Below are 17,482 nucleotides of genomic sequence, written 5' to 3'. Positions count from 1 at the left end.
GAAGTCAGATGCCTGCCAAACGCGGGGCTGATGGAGACTGCGAACGGTGAAGCCGTGAGAAGCTCCGTCAGCGACGAGGTCAACCGCCCGCAAAATGAAACCGACAACGCAGGGCAAGGGCTGCTCGAGCGGGCCTTTGCGAGAGAAAACCTCAAGCGGGCGTGGAAACGGGTCAAGGCCAACAAAGGTGCGGCCGGGGTCGACGGTCTGGATATTGATCAGACGGCCGAGTATCTGCTGATCCAATGGGCGGCGATTCGTGAACAGCTTCTATCAGGTGTCTACCGGCCCAGTCCGGCACGGAGTGTAACCATTCCCAAACCCGACGGCGGTCAACGCGAGTTGGGTATCCCAACGGTCACCGATCGTTTGATCCAACAAGCGTTGCTGCAAGTCTTGCAGCCATTACTCGATCCGACTTTCAGTGAACACAGCTACGGCTTCCGTCCTGGACGCTGTGCGCAGGGCGCCGTTTTAGCGGCGCAGCGCTATGTTTCTTCAGGACGTAAAGTGGTGGTGGATGTTGATCTGAAGAAATTCTTCGACCGGGCCGACCACGATATATTGATCGATCGTTTACGCAAACGGATCGCGGATCGGGCGGTTACCCCTTGGCTGCGCTTAAAGGACTAACTGGCAGCTATGGGTGGTGAGGTAATTTTGATCAGCCGAGGTGTAGAAAAAATAAATTTATCAATTGGTTACGTAATTTCTTTAAAAAAAAACTGTATGTATGTACAGTTGTTGGCGCGCCGATTTGGCGTTACTTAAATAGTTACGAGGAGAATCATGCCAATCTATAGAGATACCCCTTACGTTTTCACCCCCGACCCTGAAAATGACAACGGCCCAAAGATTCAGTCCTTGCTAAAAGCTGGCTACCGCTGGCTGCAAATCAATGGTCCTGAATGCCCAATTGGAACCACAGTCCTTCTCAACCGTGACGACAACTGGCCCTATAGCGGCCAGATAATCGAGCCAGCACCAGGCATCGACAAGGTGACAATTGACGTTTCTGGCGTTGGGAGAAATTCAGAACAGCCGACCGATCCTAGCTATGCCGGGATCGACTACCAGGGGAACGTGCGCCCGGGAAGCTACCTGACGGCTCCGGCATACGAAAATACGACTCAGATATTTGTCGCTGACACGACGCCTTATACAAATGGGTCGTGGATCGTGATCTCGGACGCATCCACCGACTTCGATACCCACCCGATGCCGCTTGATGGGCCGCTCGAGGTGCGCCAGATCATCTATGTATTGGCAGACTCTCTGATTCTTAACCGAGTTATAAAGCGTGATCACCCCGAGAACGCTATTGTTGCCTTGTGCGAACCCATCAAGAATGTTTACATTCGGAATCTCGAGTTCACCGGTAACGCTACTGTTGGTTTGCACTTGCACTACGCGCAGCACTGTGTTTTCGAGAACATTACATCAGTAGATTGGACTGGCCGTTGCATGCTTTTGCTTGATAATGGCGGTGAGTACAACACAATTCTTAATAGTTACTGCACTGCGACGGAACCTGGTATTGAATCCGGTCAAACCGCATGGGGCGTTGTCATTGAAGGACAGGACTCCACCCGCGTGATCAATTCAGGCGGTGAAAACTGTGGTGTTGGGATGGGCATGAATTACAGTATTGATTGCGTGTCAATTAATGCGCGCGCGCAGCTCAACACAGTAAATGTTGGAGTTTATACATCGTCAATTCGGACTGGATTTCTCCGACCTACTGTTGAGGGCGGGATTATTCTAGATACAGTGATCACGGATGATTGTGTGGATTGCTATATGGTCGAGCCACTACCTTTTTCGTGATTTTTTAGTGAAAGGAAAGCCCGCAGAATGCGTAATGCTGTTCACTTAAACATTTGAGCTCACGCTGGGCTTCCTAGAAAATCCGATGCCAGACTCCTGGCATCGAATTTTTTATGTCTGTTCAGCAAGAACTGCCCGACCTTGGCGACCTTTTTAACTTCTCAAACCTGAGCACCTTCACCCAGAACATCCCGGTCGAGTGGGTTGCATCGGCACTCGGGCTCTCCTCCCAAGCCACCATCCGTAGGCGCCGCTTGCCAGCCGATCAGGTGCTTTGGCTCGTTCTGGGCATGGCGTTGTTTCGTATGCGACCCATAAACCCCACCTGCCCAACGGTCATTTCGGGCGAGCAGTTCCAAGGCAGCAGAGCTTCGTAGTCTGTTACTGACGAGGCGTGCGGCAGCCGCTCAAGTGCGTGGCGCAGTCACGTATAAGGCTCTTGGCCATTGACCTTGGCGGTCTCGACCAAGCTGTAGATCTTCTCGCTGGCACTGGCACCGTTGACGGTATCACTGAACGGCCAGGCCTTGCACCCGACGACAAACGGCTTGGTCGCTCTTTCGGCCGCGTTGTTGTCGATGGGCAAGTAACCCGCTTCGACATAACGCTCCAGCCGGCTCCAGTTATTCGCCAGATAATGCACGGCCTTGCCAAACGCACTTTGTGCCGTCACCTGCGACTGGGTTATATCCAGCCAACTTTTCAGTTGGATCAGGATTGGCAGGCTTCTCTCCTGTCGACCGACAAACCGCTGTTCATCGCTGAAGTCCTTGAGCTCACGCTCGATGCCGTACAGCGTGTTGATCATCGTCAGCGCGATATCGGCCCGTCCGGTTCAACCCTTGGGCTGCACTTTTTGCGCGTCCACGAACTTGCGACGCGTATGGGCCATGCACGCCAGACGTTCCACACCTGGCTGCAAAGCCAACGCGTTATAGCCAGCGTAGTCGTCGGTTATGACATAGCCATGATAACTTTCCAGCAAGCGCAACGGCACTTCCTGCGCACGGCTGGACGTGTAATCAAACAGCACGACTTTTCGATCAGGCGGGCCACTGGCCTGCCCCCACATCCAGGATTAACTGGTCGGGTCTCGATCCGGTTCTTTCAACACCTGGACACGGATTTCATCGCAGTGGATGACCGGGCTTTCCAGCAGCCGGTCACGCATCAAATTGATCAGCGGCTGGAAGTGTTCGCTACAGCGATAATCCAGCAAGCCAGCGTTTGCCGAGGGATCTCGATGCCGTGTCGGCTCAGCACACTTTCGAAGCGGTGCAGCGGCAGACCATCGACGTATTTGGTCGTTAGCAGCATGGCCAGTACGCTTGGGCTGGCCATGCTCTTTTCGATCAGTTGCGCAGGTTTGTCAGCCGTGACCGGGGCTGATTCGCAGCCCCTGCACCCATAGACCTTGCGGATATGTTTGAGACCAGGATCTGCATCGGCACGATGTCCAGTTGCTCGCTGGTCTCTTCGCCGATGGCATGTTTGCGGCAACCGCAAGTACAGGTCAGTTCGTGTTCGGGCAGTTCATGGATGACTTCGATACGCGGCAGATCGGCCGACAACGGTTTGCGCTTGCCACGGCGTGCTGTCGGCGAAACAACTTCTTCATCGGCGTCACCGACTGAAGGCACCGGCTCGCTTTCAGGCTCATTGAACAAGGCCAGTTGCGGCGTATTGGGCTCACCGGTTTGCTCGGACTTGCGCCCCAACAGACGGTCGCTCAACAACTTGATCTGTTCTTTCAGATCGACGATGTGCGTCTAATAAGCCTGGGCCGATTTCTCCTGGCGATTGAGCGCCTCAAGCAGCAATTGCTTGAGCAAGACAGATCATCAGGAAGGTCATCGGGTCAGGCCACATAGCGCGGCGTCAAAACCTGATGGGGACGATTCCAGAGATCAAAACCCTCGAGCAACCAGTTCAGTTCCTGAACGCTGAGGATGATCGCCTCGTCCGTGGCATCGGGCGACCTTGATGCGGTTACGGGCTTTGTTGAGGAAGACGAACAGTACAGGGTCGAACACGGCCACCTTGACCCAGCTCAACCAGGGCTGTAAGGCCGTCGATGGACTTTCGAAAGTCCGCGGGCTTGGGGTAGAGATAGACTTTTTCGACTTTGCTGTCGGGGCGCATCATGGCTGGCAGCCCCCAGAAAGAAATCGGGAGCGCAGCATCGGGCTTCAGTTAGTTGCTTGGAATGTGGGGTTCGTGGAGCGGATACAATCAATGAAGGCCCCCAACCCCTCGATAAACCCAAGAAATCGAAGAGGTTGGAGAATAGTTGACTCTAAGCAAACAAAAACTTGTACTTGTAAAGTCGCCACAAACGCCTGAATTATTATTTTTTGAAAAGGCAACAAGAACTGTAGAGAAAAAATCAGGGATCAAGTCGTCGTTGCTGATATATCCAATCGACGATTTCACCGTCAGGAGAGTAACCACTGACCGTTTCACGTAGAAGCTGACGTACGCGGCTGTAATCGTCCTTCTCAACAGCATTAAGCAATTCTGTCAGACGTGCCTTCAATATATCCCAAGACAAATAGTCCTCACTAGCACTCATAATCATCGGGTGCGACGTCATTACAACATTGTCACCAATTAAAAGTTCTTCATAGAGCTTCTCACCCGGTCGCAGCCCAGTAAACTCGATGGAGATATCACCTTGAGGGGCCTTATCAGAGCGAATACTCAGACCCGATAAATGAACCATTTTTTCTGCCAGCTCAACGATTTTCACTGGCTCGCCCATATCCAGAACAAATACGTCCCCGCCCTGTCCCATTGAGCCGGCCTGGATAACCAATTGGGCGGCTTCGGGAATACTCATGAAATAACGAGTGATTTTTGGATGTGTAACTGTTATTGGGCCACCCGACTTGATTTGCTTGTGAAACAACGGAATCACTGACCCGGAAGAACCCAAAACGTTCCCAAAACGCACCATTGTGAAGCGGGTTTTATTAATATAGGAAACATTGGCTTTATCACCAAACAAGACCGGAGCCATCTCCTTGCTCAATGCCTGCAGCGTCATTTCAGCAAGACGCTTGGTACTCCCCATTACATTGGTTGGACGCACAGCCTTATCAGTAGAAATAAGAACAAAATTCGCTACCTTCGCTCTTAAAGCCGCCTGCGCAGTGCTCAATGTGCCTATCAGATTATTCATTACTCCTTCAGCAATATTGTGCTCAACCATAGGTACATGCTTATAGGCTGCTGCATGATATACCGTATCAACATGCCAAGTATTCATGACATCCAAGAGTTTTTCCTGGTTACGGACAGACCCTAGGATAGGTAATAATCTTACAGTCAAAGACTCGCGTAAAACCCGCTGCTCCAACTCTTGCAAAATGCTGTAGAGATTGAACTCACTATGTTCATAAAGCAGTAATGTTGTCGGCTGAAGAGCAAGAATTTGTCGACAAAGTTCCGATCCTATTGAACCGCCGGCCCCGGTTATAAGGACCGACTTCCCCTTGATACAATGTTCCAACAAATCATCTTGCGGAGGCACGGAGTCTCGACCCAGCAAGTCGGCTATATCAACTTCCTGAATATCATCAACCTTCACTCGCCCACTGGCCAGATCCATAAAGCCAGGTACGCTTTGTACGTGAAGGGAAAAACCCTCAAGAAAACTCAATATTTCTCGGCGGCGCCCACGATTGGCAGAAGGGATTGCAAGAAGTATTTGCTGAGCGCCAGTCATATCAACCATCTGTTGGATATGCTTGGGTTTATAAACATGCAGCCCCGAAATGACCCGGTCAGCAATACTGCTATCATCATCAATAAACGCGACAGGACGCATGAGTCTACCCATCCGTAAGGCCGCAACCAATTGATTACCCGCTGCGCCAGCCCCATAAATCGCCACCCTCGGTAATCCATCGTCTCGGCTAGTGAACGGAACATGCTGTGCAGCAGCAAACCAATCGCCTAGAAAATATTGACGCATCGCAAGACGTAGGCCTCCAATCATAATCATGCTCAATCCCCAGTAATTGAAGATGACCGAGCGCGGAACGAAGGCTTGCTGATTGTTGTTCCAATAAACTATCAGAGCGAGAATTAATGCCGACAAACTCACAGCTTTAATAATAGCAATTAATGCGTCGTTTCCGAAGTAGCGCATTACCGCGCGGTACATGCCAAAACGCACAAACAGAGGAATAGCAACGATTGTGGCGCTCAAGAACAACCAAAGGTACTCCTTGAACGGATTGATCAACTCATCAACCCCTAAGCGAACAACAAAGGCCATCCAGAGAGCAAACCAGACGAGAAAAACGTCGGTCACTACTTGAAAGGCGCGTTTTTGCCGTCGCGTCAGCCCCAATAAAAAGACTCTTAACTTATCCATAACACCTTGAAACACCTCTGCTACTCCTAAGATCACACCTGCGCCTTGTTGGGTAACGGCAAAAAAACTCTTGAAAGGTTCTCGTTGACCAAGACGTTAAGAAAATCCTTAAGCATTGGAAAAACACACGCCACTACCCATGTACTAACCGATTACTCCTCGGTAGCTAGCTGCATGACCGCTTTTAGGACCGAACATGTTTTTTCAATTTCAGACCGCGTCAGCGTTGGATGCACAAGAAACATCATACTCGTTTCGCCGAGTTCCCTCGCCACCGGCAACCGGCTCGCTGGCCGCCAGCCAGTATTGTCAAACGCCTTCTCGAGATAGACCTCGGAGCAGGACCCAGAAAATACCGGAACTTCTCGTGCCGAAATCTCCGCCAGAATACGATCACGATCCCACCCGGCCTTGAGTGCCTGAGGCTCGACAAACACGTAGCACTTATACGCCGCGTGAACACTACCCTCAGGCGCGATTGGCACACGCACACCCTTGAGTTGGCTGGCGCAGTCCCATATCTGACCCGCATTCGCAAGCCGACTGGCTTGCCAATCTGTCATGCGTTTGAGTTGAATCCGACCGATTACGGCCTGAACCTCTAGCATTCTCCAGTTCGTACCGAAGCTTTCGTGCAACCAGCGAAAGCCAGGGGGATGGTCACGTTCATAGACTGCCTCCCAGCTTTTGCCATGATCCTTGAACGACCACATATCCGACCACAGCTTACGATCGTTGGTTGTGACCATTCCGCCCTCTCCGCCTGTCGTCATGATCTTGTCCTGACAAAAGGACCAGGCTGCGATGTGGCCAATTGACCCCACTGGGCGCCCCTTATAACGAGCGCCATGAGCTTGGGCACAATCTTCGATCACTTTAAGATCGAACTCCTCGGCCAAAGCCATGATCGGATCCATATCACAAGGCCAGCCGGCCAAATGCACACAGATTAGGGCTCGGGTGCGAGGAGTCAGCACAGCGCGAATAGTCTGCGCGCTGAAGTTCTGCGAATCGCGATCCACGTCAGCGAAAACCGGAACAGCCCCGGCATTTACAATGCTTGAAACAGAAGCAAGAAAAGTGCGTGAGGTGACAATTACTTCATCGCCGGCACCAATGCCCAAGGCCTTCAAGGCAAGGTCCAGGGCAACCGTTCCGTTGGCCAGCCCGATGGCGAATTCGGTTCCCGCCCATGCCGCGAACTCCTTTTCAAACTCACGCCCCTGTGTACCGGTCCAGTAGTTAACCTTATTGGACAGAACCACATCACGTACAGCATCAGCCTCTTCTTCAGTAAAAGAAGGCCAAGGAGAAAATGGTGAATTCAACACAACCAGTACCCGTCAGTTTTCATTCGAAAATATGAAAGACTCGTCAACATGAGCCCCGTTGCAATTCGCTCGACACGTTGTTCACGCAGCGACGACTTTTCAAGAACCGTGCAATAACCTGGCCGGTACTCCGGCGACTGTAACCTCGTCTGGCACGTCTCTGACTACTACGGCTCCAGCGCCAACCATGACCTTTGAACCGATGCTCACAAGTTGTCGGACGCAGGCGCCTATGCCTATCCAGCTCATATCCTGAACGCAGACGCCCCCTGCAAGCCGGGCGCCGGGGCTGATGTGCACACACGACCCCAATAGACAATCGTGGTCAACACTGCAGCCCGTATTGAGAATAGCGCCACTGCCAACTCTCGCATCGGCATTCACAACCGCTCCAGCAAAAATCACCGATCCCTCACCAACCGTGGCATACCGGCTGACTGTTGAACCCGGATGGCGCAGCGTAACCAGTTTAGCGCCCGCCGCCTTTAGTTGGCCCAGTTTTGCTTGGCGGACCCGATTGTTGCCGATCGCCACCAGCACTCCGTCATATTCATGCACAGCGGCCATCAGCCTCTCGGTGTTGCCTACGACATTCCAGGCACCATTTCGCACCAAGCCAGGCCACGCGTCATCGAAGAACTCAATGATGTCCCATCCACAGCATTCGGCTGTATCCGCGACGACTTTGCCATGGCCGCTTGCACCTAATACCGCAAGGCGGCTCATGACTTGGAGCCCGTAAACTTCGATGCTGTAGCTTCGCCCTCGGCACTGATACCGTCACGTACCAGAACTTTTTTGATTGTCAGGAAAATGACCTTAATATCCAGCCAAAAAGACTGATTATCAACGTACCAGGTATCCAGCTTGAACTTTTCTTCCCATTCGATTGCATTGCGCCCGTTGACTTGCGCCCAACCACTCACGCCCGGGCGCACCTCATGACGACGGTATTGCTCTGCGTTGTAGAGAGGCAGATATTCCATAAGCAGCGGACGAGGGCCCACAAGACTCATATCGCCTTTAACCACATTCCACAACTCGGGCAATTCATCCAGGCTACTGGACCGCAGGAAACTCCCAAAGACTGTCATGCGTTGTGAGTCTGGTAAAGGCTCGCCGTTCGCATCATGAGCATCTCGCATCGTGCGGAACTTGATCATTTCGAATGGTTTGCCATGACGACCTGGACGTACCTGACGAAACAGAACGGGAGATCCCAGTTTCTTGCGGATGTTCCATGCAATTACTGCTATGACCGGGGAAAGCAGAATTAGTCCAAGCAAGGACGCAAATAAATCAAACCCACGCTTGATCATCTGGCAACACCCTCCAGCCAATCCACAAATCGATCCGCCAACTTGCGTCGATCAAACTCTCTGACCGCCAACTCTCTACCGCGTGCGCCCTTGTCCAGCAGGTCGTTACGATCATCTGCCGCCTGTATCAAAGCATCTGCGAACAGCGCAGCATCGTCGGGAGGTACGACAAAACCGCAGTTTTCCTTGGCGATCATCTCAGCAAGCCAGCCAGGATAGTTATTTAAAACAGGTAACCCCGAAGCGATATAGTCGAAAAACTTGTTAGGCGACGTACCGTAGTAAAAGGCTGGTACGTTTGCCAATATTTGCAGGCCCAGATCTGCGCTGGCCATCAAACCTGACAACCGGGCCTTGTTCACCGGGTCGTGAAATATCACATTGTCCAAGTGTTCTTGCGCTGCGCGTTTTTGAAGCGCGGGTTTAAGCTTGCCCTGCCCGATCAAAACCAGCCGGATATCATCGCGCTTTCGCAGTTTCAGTTCTCGAGCTGCATCCAGTACCGCATCCAGGTTGTTGGCCACCCCGTGAGTGCCGGCAAAAACCGCAACCAGATGATTTTTATCCACGCCAGCCGGCAACCATGGCTCAGCATGCGTATTGAAAATATCAAGGTCACAACCGTTTGGAATCATTTCGATTCGATCATGTGCTACACCGCGGTGCGCAATACCTTTCACAATACCGGGTGACAAGCCAATGAGGCGGTGAGCCGAACGATAACTCGCCCACTCAAGGAAAGACATGGCAGCAAGGATCACTGGATTACGAATGACGCCCATCGCTTTCGGCAGCTCGGGCCAGAGATCCCGAACCTCGAATATAAAAGGCTTATTGCGAAACCACCGGGCGAATATCCCGGGGATACCAGCTGTCAACGGCGTAGTGGTCGCAAAAACCAGGTCGTAACGCTCGGTTAACGCAATACCGATACTGCGCACGGCAAACTTCAAAAAGCTCAGCGCTCGGACAAACAGGCCATCGCTGTTGGAGTACGCCAAGTCAAATTCAATGATCTCGATACCATCGACCATACCTTGGCGTTTTCCACCAACGAAAGGGCTTTCCAGCCCGGTTTGGCCACCACCATAGCTGCCACAGACCATTGTCACCTGGTGCCCCCTGGCAACCAGACGACAAGCCATCTCATAAGACCGAATACCGGTCGCTCCTTTCGGAGTCGAAAAATGCTGATGAAAATAAAGGACTTTCATGTCTACCAGTGATACTCCGTAGTCAAAACGCCCGCCGAAGTCACCTCAACCTCTAGCACCGGCACTTCAGTTTTTTGTAAGTAGTAACGAGACTCCCAACCCTGGACGAGCTCTCGACGAACGATAGGCATGCTGCCAATGACCGATATTCGATGCGAGCCGTTGGTCAGAACGTCGCCTTCAAGCCGCCAGTCCCCCGGCTGCAAGCGCCATCGTAGAACTGCACGATCCTTGAACCCGGTAAATTCATCTCTGACCTGCAAGCCGACATCCGTCAGACTGACGTGCCGCTCGTGACGGACTCCGCTACCATCGACATACGTGGCGCCACATGAGCTGGCGGCAACCTGGTCAACCAGGCTTTCGACCTCTCGCGTTCGCAGCCATTCCCCAAAAAGAAACCGGCTGAGTCTGGGCATCTGGTCTCGCCCATCAAATTGAAGCGTGTTGTGGCTGGCGGTTCCAGGAAAATAACTCAGCCACTGCGCTGAGGTGTTGTAGCTGAAAGTACCTGCGTCCCGGAGCAAGTTAATACCTGCACGCCATAGATCCACATGCAGGGCATCTGCCTGGCTGGGCCGAAATCGGAATCGCGGATAGCGCAATACGGCGTAGGTCTGCTCACGCCGTAACAATGCATAACCACCATGATCAAACAGTTGACTAGCTGGCCGCGCCGCTACAGCCGATGGACTCGGCAGCAGCAGCCAGCGCAGTGGCAGATCCCACTCACCTGCAGCCTCGTAGGCTCTCTTTCCGGCAAACAACGCCATGGACAACTGCACGGCAGGCCTGAAGTCGCGATAGTCCGTATCCGTCAATGGGAGCAGTCGGGCGCCATCATTTGCGCCAATGTTAGGCGCATCACCCGTGTGCTCGTCGACTAACGAAAATAACCAATGCGCGGCTGCGCGAGCCCTGAGCTGGAAGGTGGCAGAGAACGCCGGGAGCGCCAGTTTTTTTCTCCAGACTTCAACCATGGAAAACGTGTCGAGCATCACCCTATGATAATTGACGGAGTACTGGCTGAAGCTGCCGTCTTGCTCAATCAACCGAGCGGCACGATTTTCAAGCCATCTGCGCCCCAAACGCTGCCAGCGTTCGCCCTCAGGGCGACCACTTAACGTCAACCAACTGCCGCCGACAAAAAGCGCAGCCGCCTCCGAAGTCCCGTGGTTATTATCCTGAGCCATTGCATAGCTCAGCGTCGGCTCAATACGCTGGAGATGCAGCAGAACCAGGTCCACGAGACCTGGCAATGGGCTGGCAAACTGTTCGAGAATGACCGAACTCATTGCCAAGTGCAGGACTCGAATGGACGCCTCCTGGCCGCACTTCCAGTTAGGACCGCAATAGGGAGGATTATTGACGCACCAATCCGCCAGCCAAGCGTTTAACTGTACAGTTCCCGCAGAGCCGCCAACACAGGACTTCTGGGCAAAGGTCAACGTCCAGTCAAAGCGCGACGCTTCCCAGATATTCTTTATATCACCGACAGCGGCATCAAAATCAGGAATCCGCCACCATTCCCGTCCAGGATCAGGCACTCGAACTCCATTCAGAGGATTCAAATGCCAATCAGGAGGTGCGTCAGATATCGGGCATTCCCATGCCCCGAAATATCGGACCTGGGAATCCCATTGGGATGCACATGGTAACGAGGCGGCCTGTCTAGCACTTTCCGCAAAAAACGGCCCCTGGGGAACTTCAGCCCGAAGGCGTCGGACCGGGTTCAAGCCCGTCTTGACCCCAAGCCGGTAGCCCAATGCACGCGCCAGATTGCCAAAACCGAGAGCTAGCGCAGTTTTGGCCTTAACAAGAAGAAGGCTCATTGCTCGCGCAGAATCCGGGCAACTTCAATGCTCACGCGTGCCACTTCGAATATTTCATCAGAGGTGATCGGCGTGACAGTCCCATTTTCCACCGCGGCCAGGAAAGCCGCAGCACACTCGCTTTGCCCCTTGTTCTGCTTCCAGAGATTCAGCTTGCTGAAGCCCGGCCAACCGAAACCTTTCAACTTGCGGAAGTTATCCAATTGCAGGACACGTCCAGCAGCGAAGACTTCAACCCGCTCCTTTGGAAAGCTTGAAGCGCCATTGGCCAGATAGTGGATTGTGCCGAAAGAGCCATCCTCAAACCCGAGGGTAATTGCCGCTTTATCTTCAGTAATGGCTACAGCTGGCGTATCCCCCATTCTACGGGCCTGGATCGAAACAATTTTGCTACCTGCCAGAAAGCGCATCAGATCAATGAAATGACACGCTTCGCCAATAATACGGCCACCGCCGACTGAGGGGTCCTGGGTCCAGTGATTCGAGGGAATCGCTCCGGCATTCATCGTCATGATGAAAGACTTGGGCTCTTTGACAGCCGCAAGCAACGCCTTCATCTTTTGTACCTGAGGCGAAAAACGTCGATTGAACCCAACCATCAAATGTGGCTTGAGCCCTTTTTCAACGGCATTTCGATAGGCTTCTTCAACCGTTACCAGATCCTGGGCTTCAATTGCCAAAGGCTTTTCGACGAAGACATGTTTACCTGCCTCCAACGCCTGGCTGACAAAATGAGCATGGCTGTCGTGACGAGTGACAATTGCGACGGTGTTGATCGTACGCTCGCCAAGCATCGCATTGATATCAGTCGAGGCCTGTGCAAATCCTGCCTTGCTACCGTGAATGACACCATTGATACCGCCGGCAGTAACAATCGTATGGAACTGAGCACCTGCGGCCTTAAATGCCGGTATCAGCATTCTTGATGCATAGTTTCCTGCGCCAATGAAGCCAACAACAGGTTTGACGGGGTCGAAACTGGCCGCCGCACCGGGTGCCAGTACTACTTCCTTGATGTTTCGCTCGGTATCTTGGGAGGTGTATTGAAGAATGATGCCCAGCGCCGAATTATCCGTCGTAAGCGTCTGATAGGCATCCGCTGCTTCTTCGAATGCAACCCGATGGGAGATCAGCGAGTTGACCTCCAATTGGCCGCTGGCGAGCATATCCAGGACGGCTTCGAAGTTGCGCTGTTCAGTCCAACGGACAAAACCTATCGGGAAGTCGTTGCCTTGATCTTCGTAACTTGGATCATAGCGCCCGGGCCCGTAAGAACATGAAACCTGAAATGTCAGTTCCTTTTCATAGAAGTCAGCTCGACTCAACTCAAGCCCGGTTACCCCGACCAGAACAATACGTCCCCGTTTGCGACACATATGTGCCGCTTGGGTGACAGGATCGGAAGACTTGGTAGATGCCGTGATAATGACGCCATCCACTCCTCTTCCGCGGCTGAACGTCATCCCCGCAGAAACGACATCCTCTCCCTTGCCGGGATTGCATGTTTCGGCACCATAACTGCGAGCCAAAGCCAGCTTTTGTTCATCGAAGTCAATGGCAAGTACTCGACAGCCTTGAGCCCGCAGCAGTTGAACCGTCATCAATCCGATCAGACCAACGCCGGTGACTACGAAGGTTTCCCCCAGTGTCGGTTGAGCGAGCCGGATACCCTGCAAGCCAATACTGGCCAACACCGTAAACGAGGCGGCTTCATCGCTCACCGAGTCCGGAATCAAGGCACACAGATTCTTGGGAACAACAACGATATCGGCATGAGGACCATTGGAAACAACACGGTCGCCGGGCTTGAAGCCGGTCACATCCTTCCCGACGGCACCCACGACACCTACATTGCAATATCCAAGGGGCAACGGTTGTGCAAGCTTCGAGCGAACGGCTTCGACGGTTGTCGCCAAGCCATCAGTCTGAACCTTTTGCAGAACCATACGAACCTTGTCAGGTTGCTGGCGAGCTTTTTCCAACCAGTTGGCCCGCCCAAACCCTACCAGCATGCGTTCCGTGCCGGCAGAAATCAGCGTATTGGTTGTATTGATCTTTAGCGCGCCACTGCGAACAGCGGGAGCCGGCGCGTTAACCAATGACGTCTCACCGCTAGCCATGTTCTGAACAACCTGCTTCATGCATTCACACCAATAAAGTTAAAAATTCACTCATCACTGAGAAACTTGTATAGAGCTGTCTATCCTACCATCGGATATGGTCGGGGCGTCGGCGCCCACTCAACCGTCGAGGGCGAAATTGCCGTCCAGGTACTGCTTGCACCAGAGTTCCATGCAAACGATGCCGAACAACGTATAGGCAGCGTCTATTCGACCAGAACGATCTGCATCGATCAGATGCGCCACTGCCTTAGGGTCGAAAATCCCCCTCTTAAGCAGGGATGCAGGAGAAAGCACCTCATCGACCAAAGGCTTCAAACGTCCTTGCAACCAGTTGCGAAGCGGCACACCGAAGCCGGTCTTGGGTCGGTAGATAACATCGTGAGGCAGATAGGGTTCCATGGCTTTCTTGAAAATCCATTTCCCCTCCCGACCTTTTTGTTTGATATCCGAAGGCAATGAACCTGCCAGGCGTACCAAATCAAGATCCAGCAGCGGTACACGCACTTCAACGCCCGTCGCCATACCCATTTTATCGGTGTAATTGAGATTGTGATCGGTGAGAAAATGCTTGCACTCCAGGGTAAGCATTTTATCCAGGGGCGTAGCATCCGAAGGTAGCCGCGAGAGTGTTTCTCGCATGGGGGCAAACAGATCATCTGCTGCCAACTCACGTCGCAAGTCCGGGGCTAACAAACTATAAGCCTGATCAGGCTCAAGCCAAAGGAAATAACTGATCAAGCGATCATTTGCCGGCAAGTCCGCGTATCGAAAAGCCTTCCCGAGACGGCGAGACAGCGGAGAGGATGCCGGAAGCAAACTTGAACTACGGGCCAGTACCGAGCGCAGCGGGCGAGGCATCCCTCCCCACCAACGCTCTTGCGCCAAAGCGAAATGACGGCGATAGCCGGTAAAAATGTCATCCCCCCCAGCACCGGACAACAGAACCTTAATGCCGTTCTGGCTTGCCAGCTCGGAAATGAACAACGCATTCAATGCAGCTGGATCCGGCGTAGGCTCATCAAGCAGATAAACCATTTCTGGTAGACGATCCATCATCTCATCACCGACGCCTACAACATGTAGGTCGACGTCCAGATGCTTGGCAACGCGCTGTGCGTACGGAAGGTCATCCGCGAAGCCTTCGTTTGCAGTGGATCCATTGTCGACACGAATACTGAAGCACTGCAACCGCCCTTTATCGCGTATTTCCTGTGCGGCGAACGCAACTATGGCGCTGGAATCCAACCCGCCTGACAAGAATGAACCCAACGGTACATCAGACACCAACTGACGCTGGACGGCAGTCCTGACTGCATCGGCGACATCGACAGCGACATCGGCAACCGTCTTTTTCAGGGGTTTCTCTGAAATAGGCAGTTCATAGTAGAACCAGCTCTTCTCGATATGCCCATTACGGACACATAAGGCTTGGCCAGGTAAAACTTTTTTGATATCCCGCACAATCGTGCGATCGCCTGGCGACCAAAGAAAACCAAGGTGCGCCAGCACGGCTTGCGGGTCAATTTCAGTTTTACTGAAGCCCCCTCTGATCAAGCCTTTCATTTCACTTGAAAATGCAAAGCAACCATTATTGGAATGGATATAAAGCGGTTTGACGCCGAGCTGATCCCGGGCCACCCAAAGTGTTTGAGTATCACGTTCCCAGAATACGACCGCGAAAATCCCGTTTAACCGATTCAAACACTCGATTCCGTAGCGACAGAAGAGCGCGAGCAATACTTCGGAATCTGACTGGCTGGAAAAATGATCTCCCGCAGCTTCGAGATGAGCTCTTAACTCACGAAAGTTATAGATTTCACCATTAAACACCATCACCACTCGCCCATCGGCAGAGACCATCGGTTGATGCCCGGCTGAAGTCGTATCAAGAATGGAAAGGCGCACCTGACCCAGCCATACACCAACGTCGGTATCAGACCAAACACCTTGATCATCTGGCCCGCGACGTCGAATAAACGAAAGCGCTGAAGAGAAATCAATAGACTCTCGCGTTCCGTTATGGATGTAGCCCAAAATTCCACACATATCAATTTCTCTAAATTGGGTTGTTAACAGGCTCGTCGCGCTTTGAGCTCAAGAACAAAAAAGGTATTAATATAGACGCTATGAGAAGAGCGACCGAAGCCAATTCGCCTCGAAAAAGGTGAAGCAGGGAGGCCACCGCCAATGCATATAGACCTAGCGCTCGATCACTTTGAGGGTTATAGATAACCGCGCCATAAAGCCGTCCTCCTATAAGCCCAAGGAAAAAACCGCCAAACAGTACACCTAAGGTACCAAAATTCATGTAAAGCTCACCAAAAATACCCGGTGGCATTGTCGTGCCCTGCAAAAGCCATTTATCTGGCCAAAAGGCTTCTGTAAATACGCCCGCGGCAGTGAGCGGCTTATCGGGAAAAAGACCCGATGGGATCAAAATCAACACGAGCATCAACAGAGTTGTTCCGTTTTGCCATTCAAGCCTTTCAGGCATCGCATCTACCAGCACAGTCATTGTTTGCAACTGCATTAGGTTGCCTGTGAACTGAGTCGCCAAAAAGTGAATGAAGGATAGAAAAACGCCTTGCTCTTCGTTAATAAAAAAGAACTTGCCAGCCACAAGAAATTCTTGCTTAAAAAGATGATACGCCATTAAAGAGACAAACATCACTCCGCCAAGCACAGCCCCTTTTATGAGGTTGACACGTTTAACACGATAATGTCTAACGACAATCATCGCCAATACAATAATGAAAATTGTCGACTTCTGACCTTGAAGCGCGCAAATAAACAAACCACTAAAAAAATATAACCAAAAACAAAAGCGTTCGGACAGCGTTCTTTTTTTACTGCCCGTCAGGCGTATAAACCAGGCAAGCGAGACAGACAGAAACAGATTCTGAAGAAGAAACAGGCCGTTCAACCCTGCAAATGCTCTTATTCTATCGCTCGCGCCATAAAGCAACCCCCATACCCCTCCGAGGATTATAAGAATGGCTGCAAAGGCCAGCAGTGCCATTAACGTAAATATTGTAGACCTTTGAGAGAAGATTCTGGAGCTCACTATGTAGCGAACCTTAACGGGAAAATTCAAGTGAGTCTTTCGCCCTAACCAACAGCCCATTAAAACAAAAACCAAAGCCAGAACATATAACAAAACAGCATAATCTATAGAACTACTTTTATCCGAATAGTTGAAATCCCAATACAGACTAAACCCATCGAACCCCATAATGAATGGATACAGCGGAACGATCACGCCGGCAAACCAGATCACCATAAAGAAAAAACCAAAACCAAAACAATCAAATACTCTCTTTCCAATAGGCGTTCGTAAACGCCCTTGCTCCGAATATTTATCTTCCAAGGCATTATCCTCTAGAGTCATAAATCAGCGAGACGGAGTCTCACCGCAACCAAAAGCAGCATAGAGGACAAAACAACACCCGTTGCAT

The 17,482-nt window shown here is 52.0% G+C and carries 10 protein-coding genes and 3 pseudogenes; 3 read left to right on the top strand and 10 right to left on the bottom strand.

Translation table 11 applies throughout. The annotated features are described in order from the left end of the window. Window positions 1-30: 30 nt before the first annotated feature. From GIV35_RS21175 to GIV35_RS21165, 3 genes and pseudogenes are all read left to right on the top strand, one after another. Window positions 31-621: pseudogene (locus tag GIV35_RS21175) on the top strand (reverse transcriptase domain-containing protein); the annotation flags it as partial. Window positions 622-789: 168 nt separating this feature from the next. Further along, window positions 790-1,827 carry a hypothetical protein gene (locus GIV35_RS21170; protein WP_236264235.1) on the top strand — a complete coding sequence of 346 codons (1,038 nt, stop codon included), beginning with the start codon at window positions 790-792 and terminating at the stop codon, window positions 1,825-1,827. Window positions 1,828-1,940: 113 nt separating this feature from the next. Next, window positions 1,941-2,147: pseudogene (locus GIV35_RS21165) on the top strand (transposase domain-containing protein); the annotation flags it as partial. Between the two features lie 17 nt (window positions 2,148-2,164). Here GIV35_RS21165 and tnpC read toward each other — a convergent pair. The 10 genes and pseudogenes from tnpC to GIV35_RS21115 all read right to left on the bottom strand — a co-directional run. Next, window positions 2,165-3,685: pseudogene (tnpC, locus tag GIV35_RS21160) on the bottom strand (IS66 family transposase); the annotation flags it as partial. A gap of 528 nt (window positions 3,686-4,213) precedes the next feature. Continuing rightward, window positions 4,214-6,208 carry a polysaccharide biosynthesis protein gene (locus GIV35_RS21155; RefSeq protein WP_034126705.1) on the bottom strand — a complete coding sequence of 665 codons (1,995 nt, stop codon included), beginning with the start codon at window positions 6,206-6,208 and terminating at the stop codon, window positions 4,214-4,216. Window positions 6,209-6,360: 152 nt separating this feature from the next. Continuing rightward, entirely contained in the window at window positions 6,361-7,539 is a 1,179-nt protein-coding gene (locus tag GIV35_RS21150; RefSeq protein ID WP_223024194.1) for a DegT/DnrJ/EryC1/StrS family aminotransferase, read from the bottom strand. 99 nt (window positions 7,540-7,638) lie between these two features. Beyond that, the gene (locus GIV35_RS21145; RefSeq protein ID WP_034126703.1) at window positions 7,639-8,265 is read right to left on the bottom strand and encodes an acetyltransferase; all 627 of its coding nucleotides are present in this window, start codon (window positions 8,263-8,265) and stop codon (window positions 7,639-7,641) included. Continuing rightward, window positions 8,262-8,858 (bottom strand): sugar transferase, encoded by a 597-nt coding sequence (locus GIV35_RS21140; RefSeq protein ID WP_034126702.1) that lies wholly within the window; start codon window positions 8,856-8,858, stop codon window positions 8,262-8,264. Before GIV35_RS21140 ends, GIV35_RS21145 begins: the two co-directional genes overlap by 4 nt. Next, complete coding sequence (locus GIV35_RS21135; RefSeq protein ID WP_034126701.1) at window positions 8,855-10,072, bottom strand: glycosyltransferase family 4 protein; 1,218 nt, start codon at window positions 10,070-10,072, stop codon at window positions 8,855-8,857. The genes GIV35_RS21140 and GIV35_RS21135 overlap by 4 nt, the downstream gene beginning before the upstream one ends. Window positions 10,073-10,074: 2 nt before the next feature. Continuing rightward, window positions 10,075-11,904 (bottom strand): heparinase II/III family protein, encoded by a 1,830-nt coding sequence (locus GIV35_RS21130; RefSeq protein ID WP_223024196.1) that lies wholly within the window; start codon window positions 11,902-11,904, stop codon window positions 10,075-10,077. After that, window positions 11,901-14,045 (bottom strand): bi-domain-containing oxidoreductase, encoded by a 2,145-nt coding sequence (locus GIV35_RS21125; RefSeq protein WP_034126699.1) that lies wholly within the window; start codon window positions 14,043-14,045, stop codon window positions 11,901-11,903. The genes GIV35_RS21130 and GIV35_RS21125 overlap by 4 nt, the downstream gene beginning before the upstream one ends. Window positions 14,046-14,144: 99 nt before the next feature. Then, entirely contained in the window at window positions 14,145-16,073 is a 1,929-nt protein-coding gene (asnB, locus tag GIV35_RS21120; protein ID WP_047710368.1) for an asparagine synthase (glutamine-hydrolyzing), read from the bottom strand. Window positions 16,074-16,083: 10 nt separating this feature from the next. After that, window positions 16,084-17,394 (bottom strand): oligosaccharide repeat unit polymerase, encoded by a 1,311-nt coding sequence (locus GIV35_RS21115; RefSeq protein ID WP_233475325.1) that lies wholly within the window; start codon window positions 17,392-17,394, stop codon window positions 16,084-16,086. Window positions 17,395-17,482 lie beyond the last annotated feature (88 nt).

It is taken from the genome of Pseudomonas sp. PA-1-6B, from assembly GCF_021609545.1.
Taxonomy (GTDB): domain Bacteria; phylum Pseudomonadota; class Gammaproteobacteria; order Pseudomonadales; family Pseudomonadaceae; genus Aquipseudomonas; species Aquipseudomonas fluorescens_BV.
Note: the sequence above shows the minus strand (reverse complement) of the source record. Positions and strands in the feature narration are given on the sequence as shown.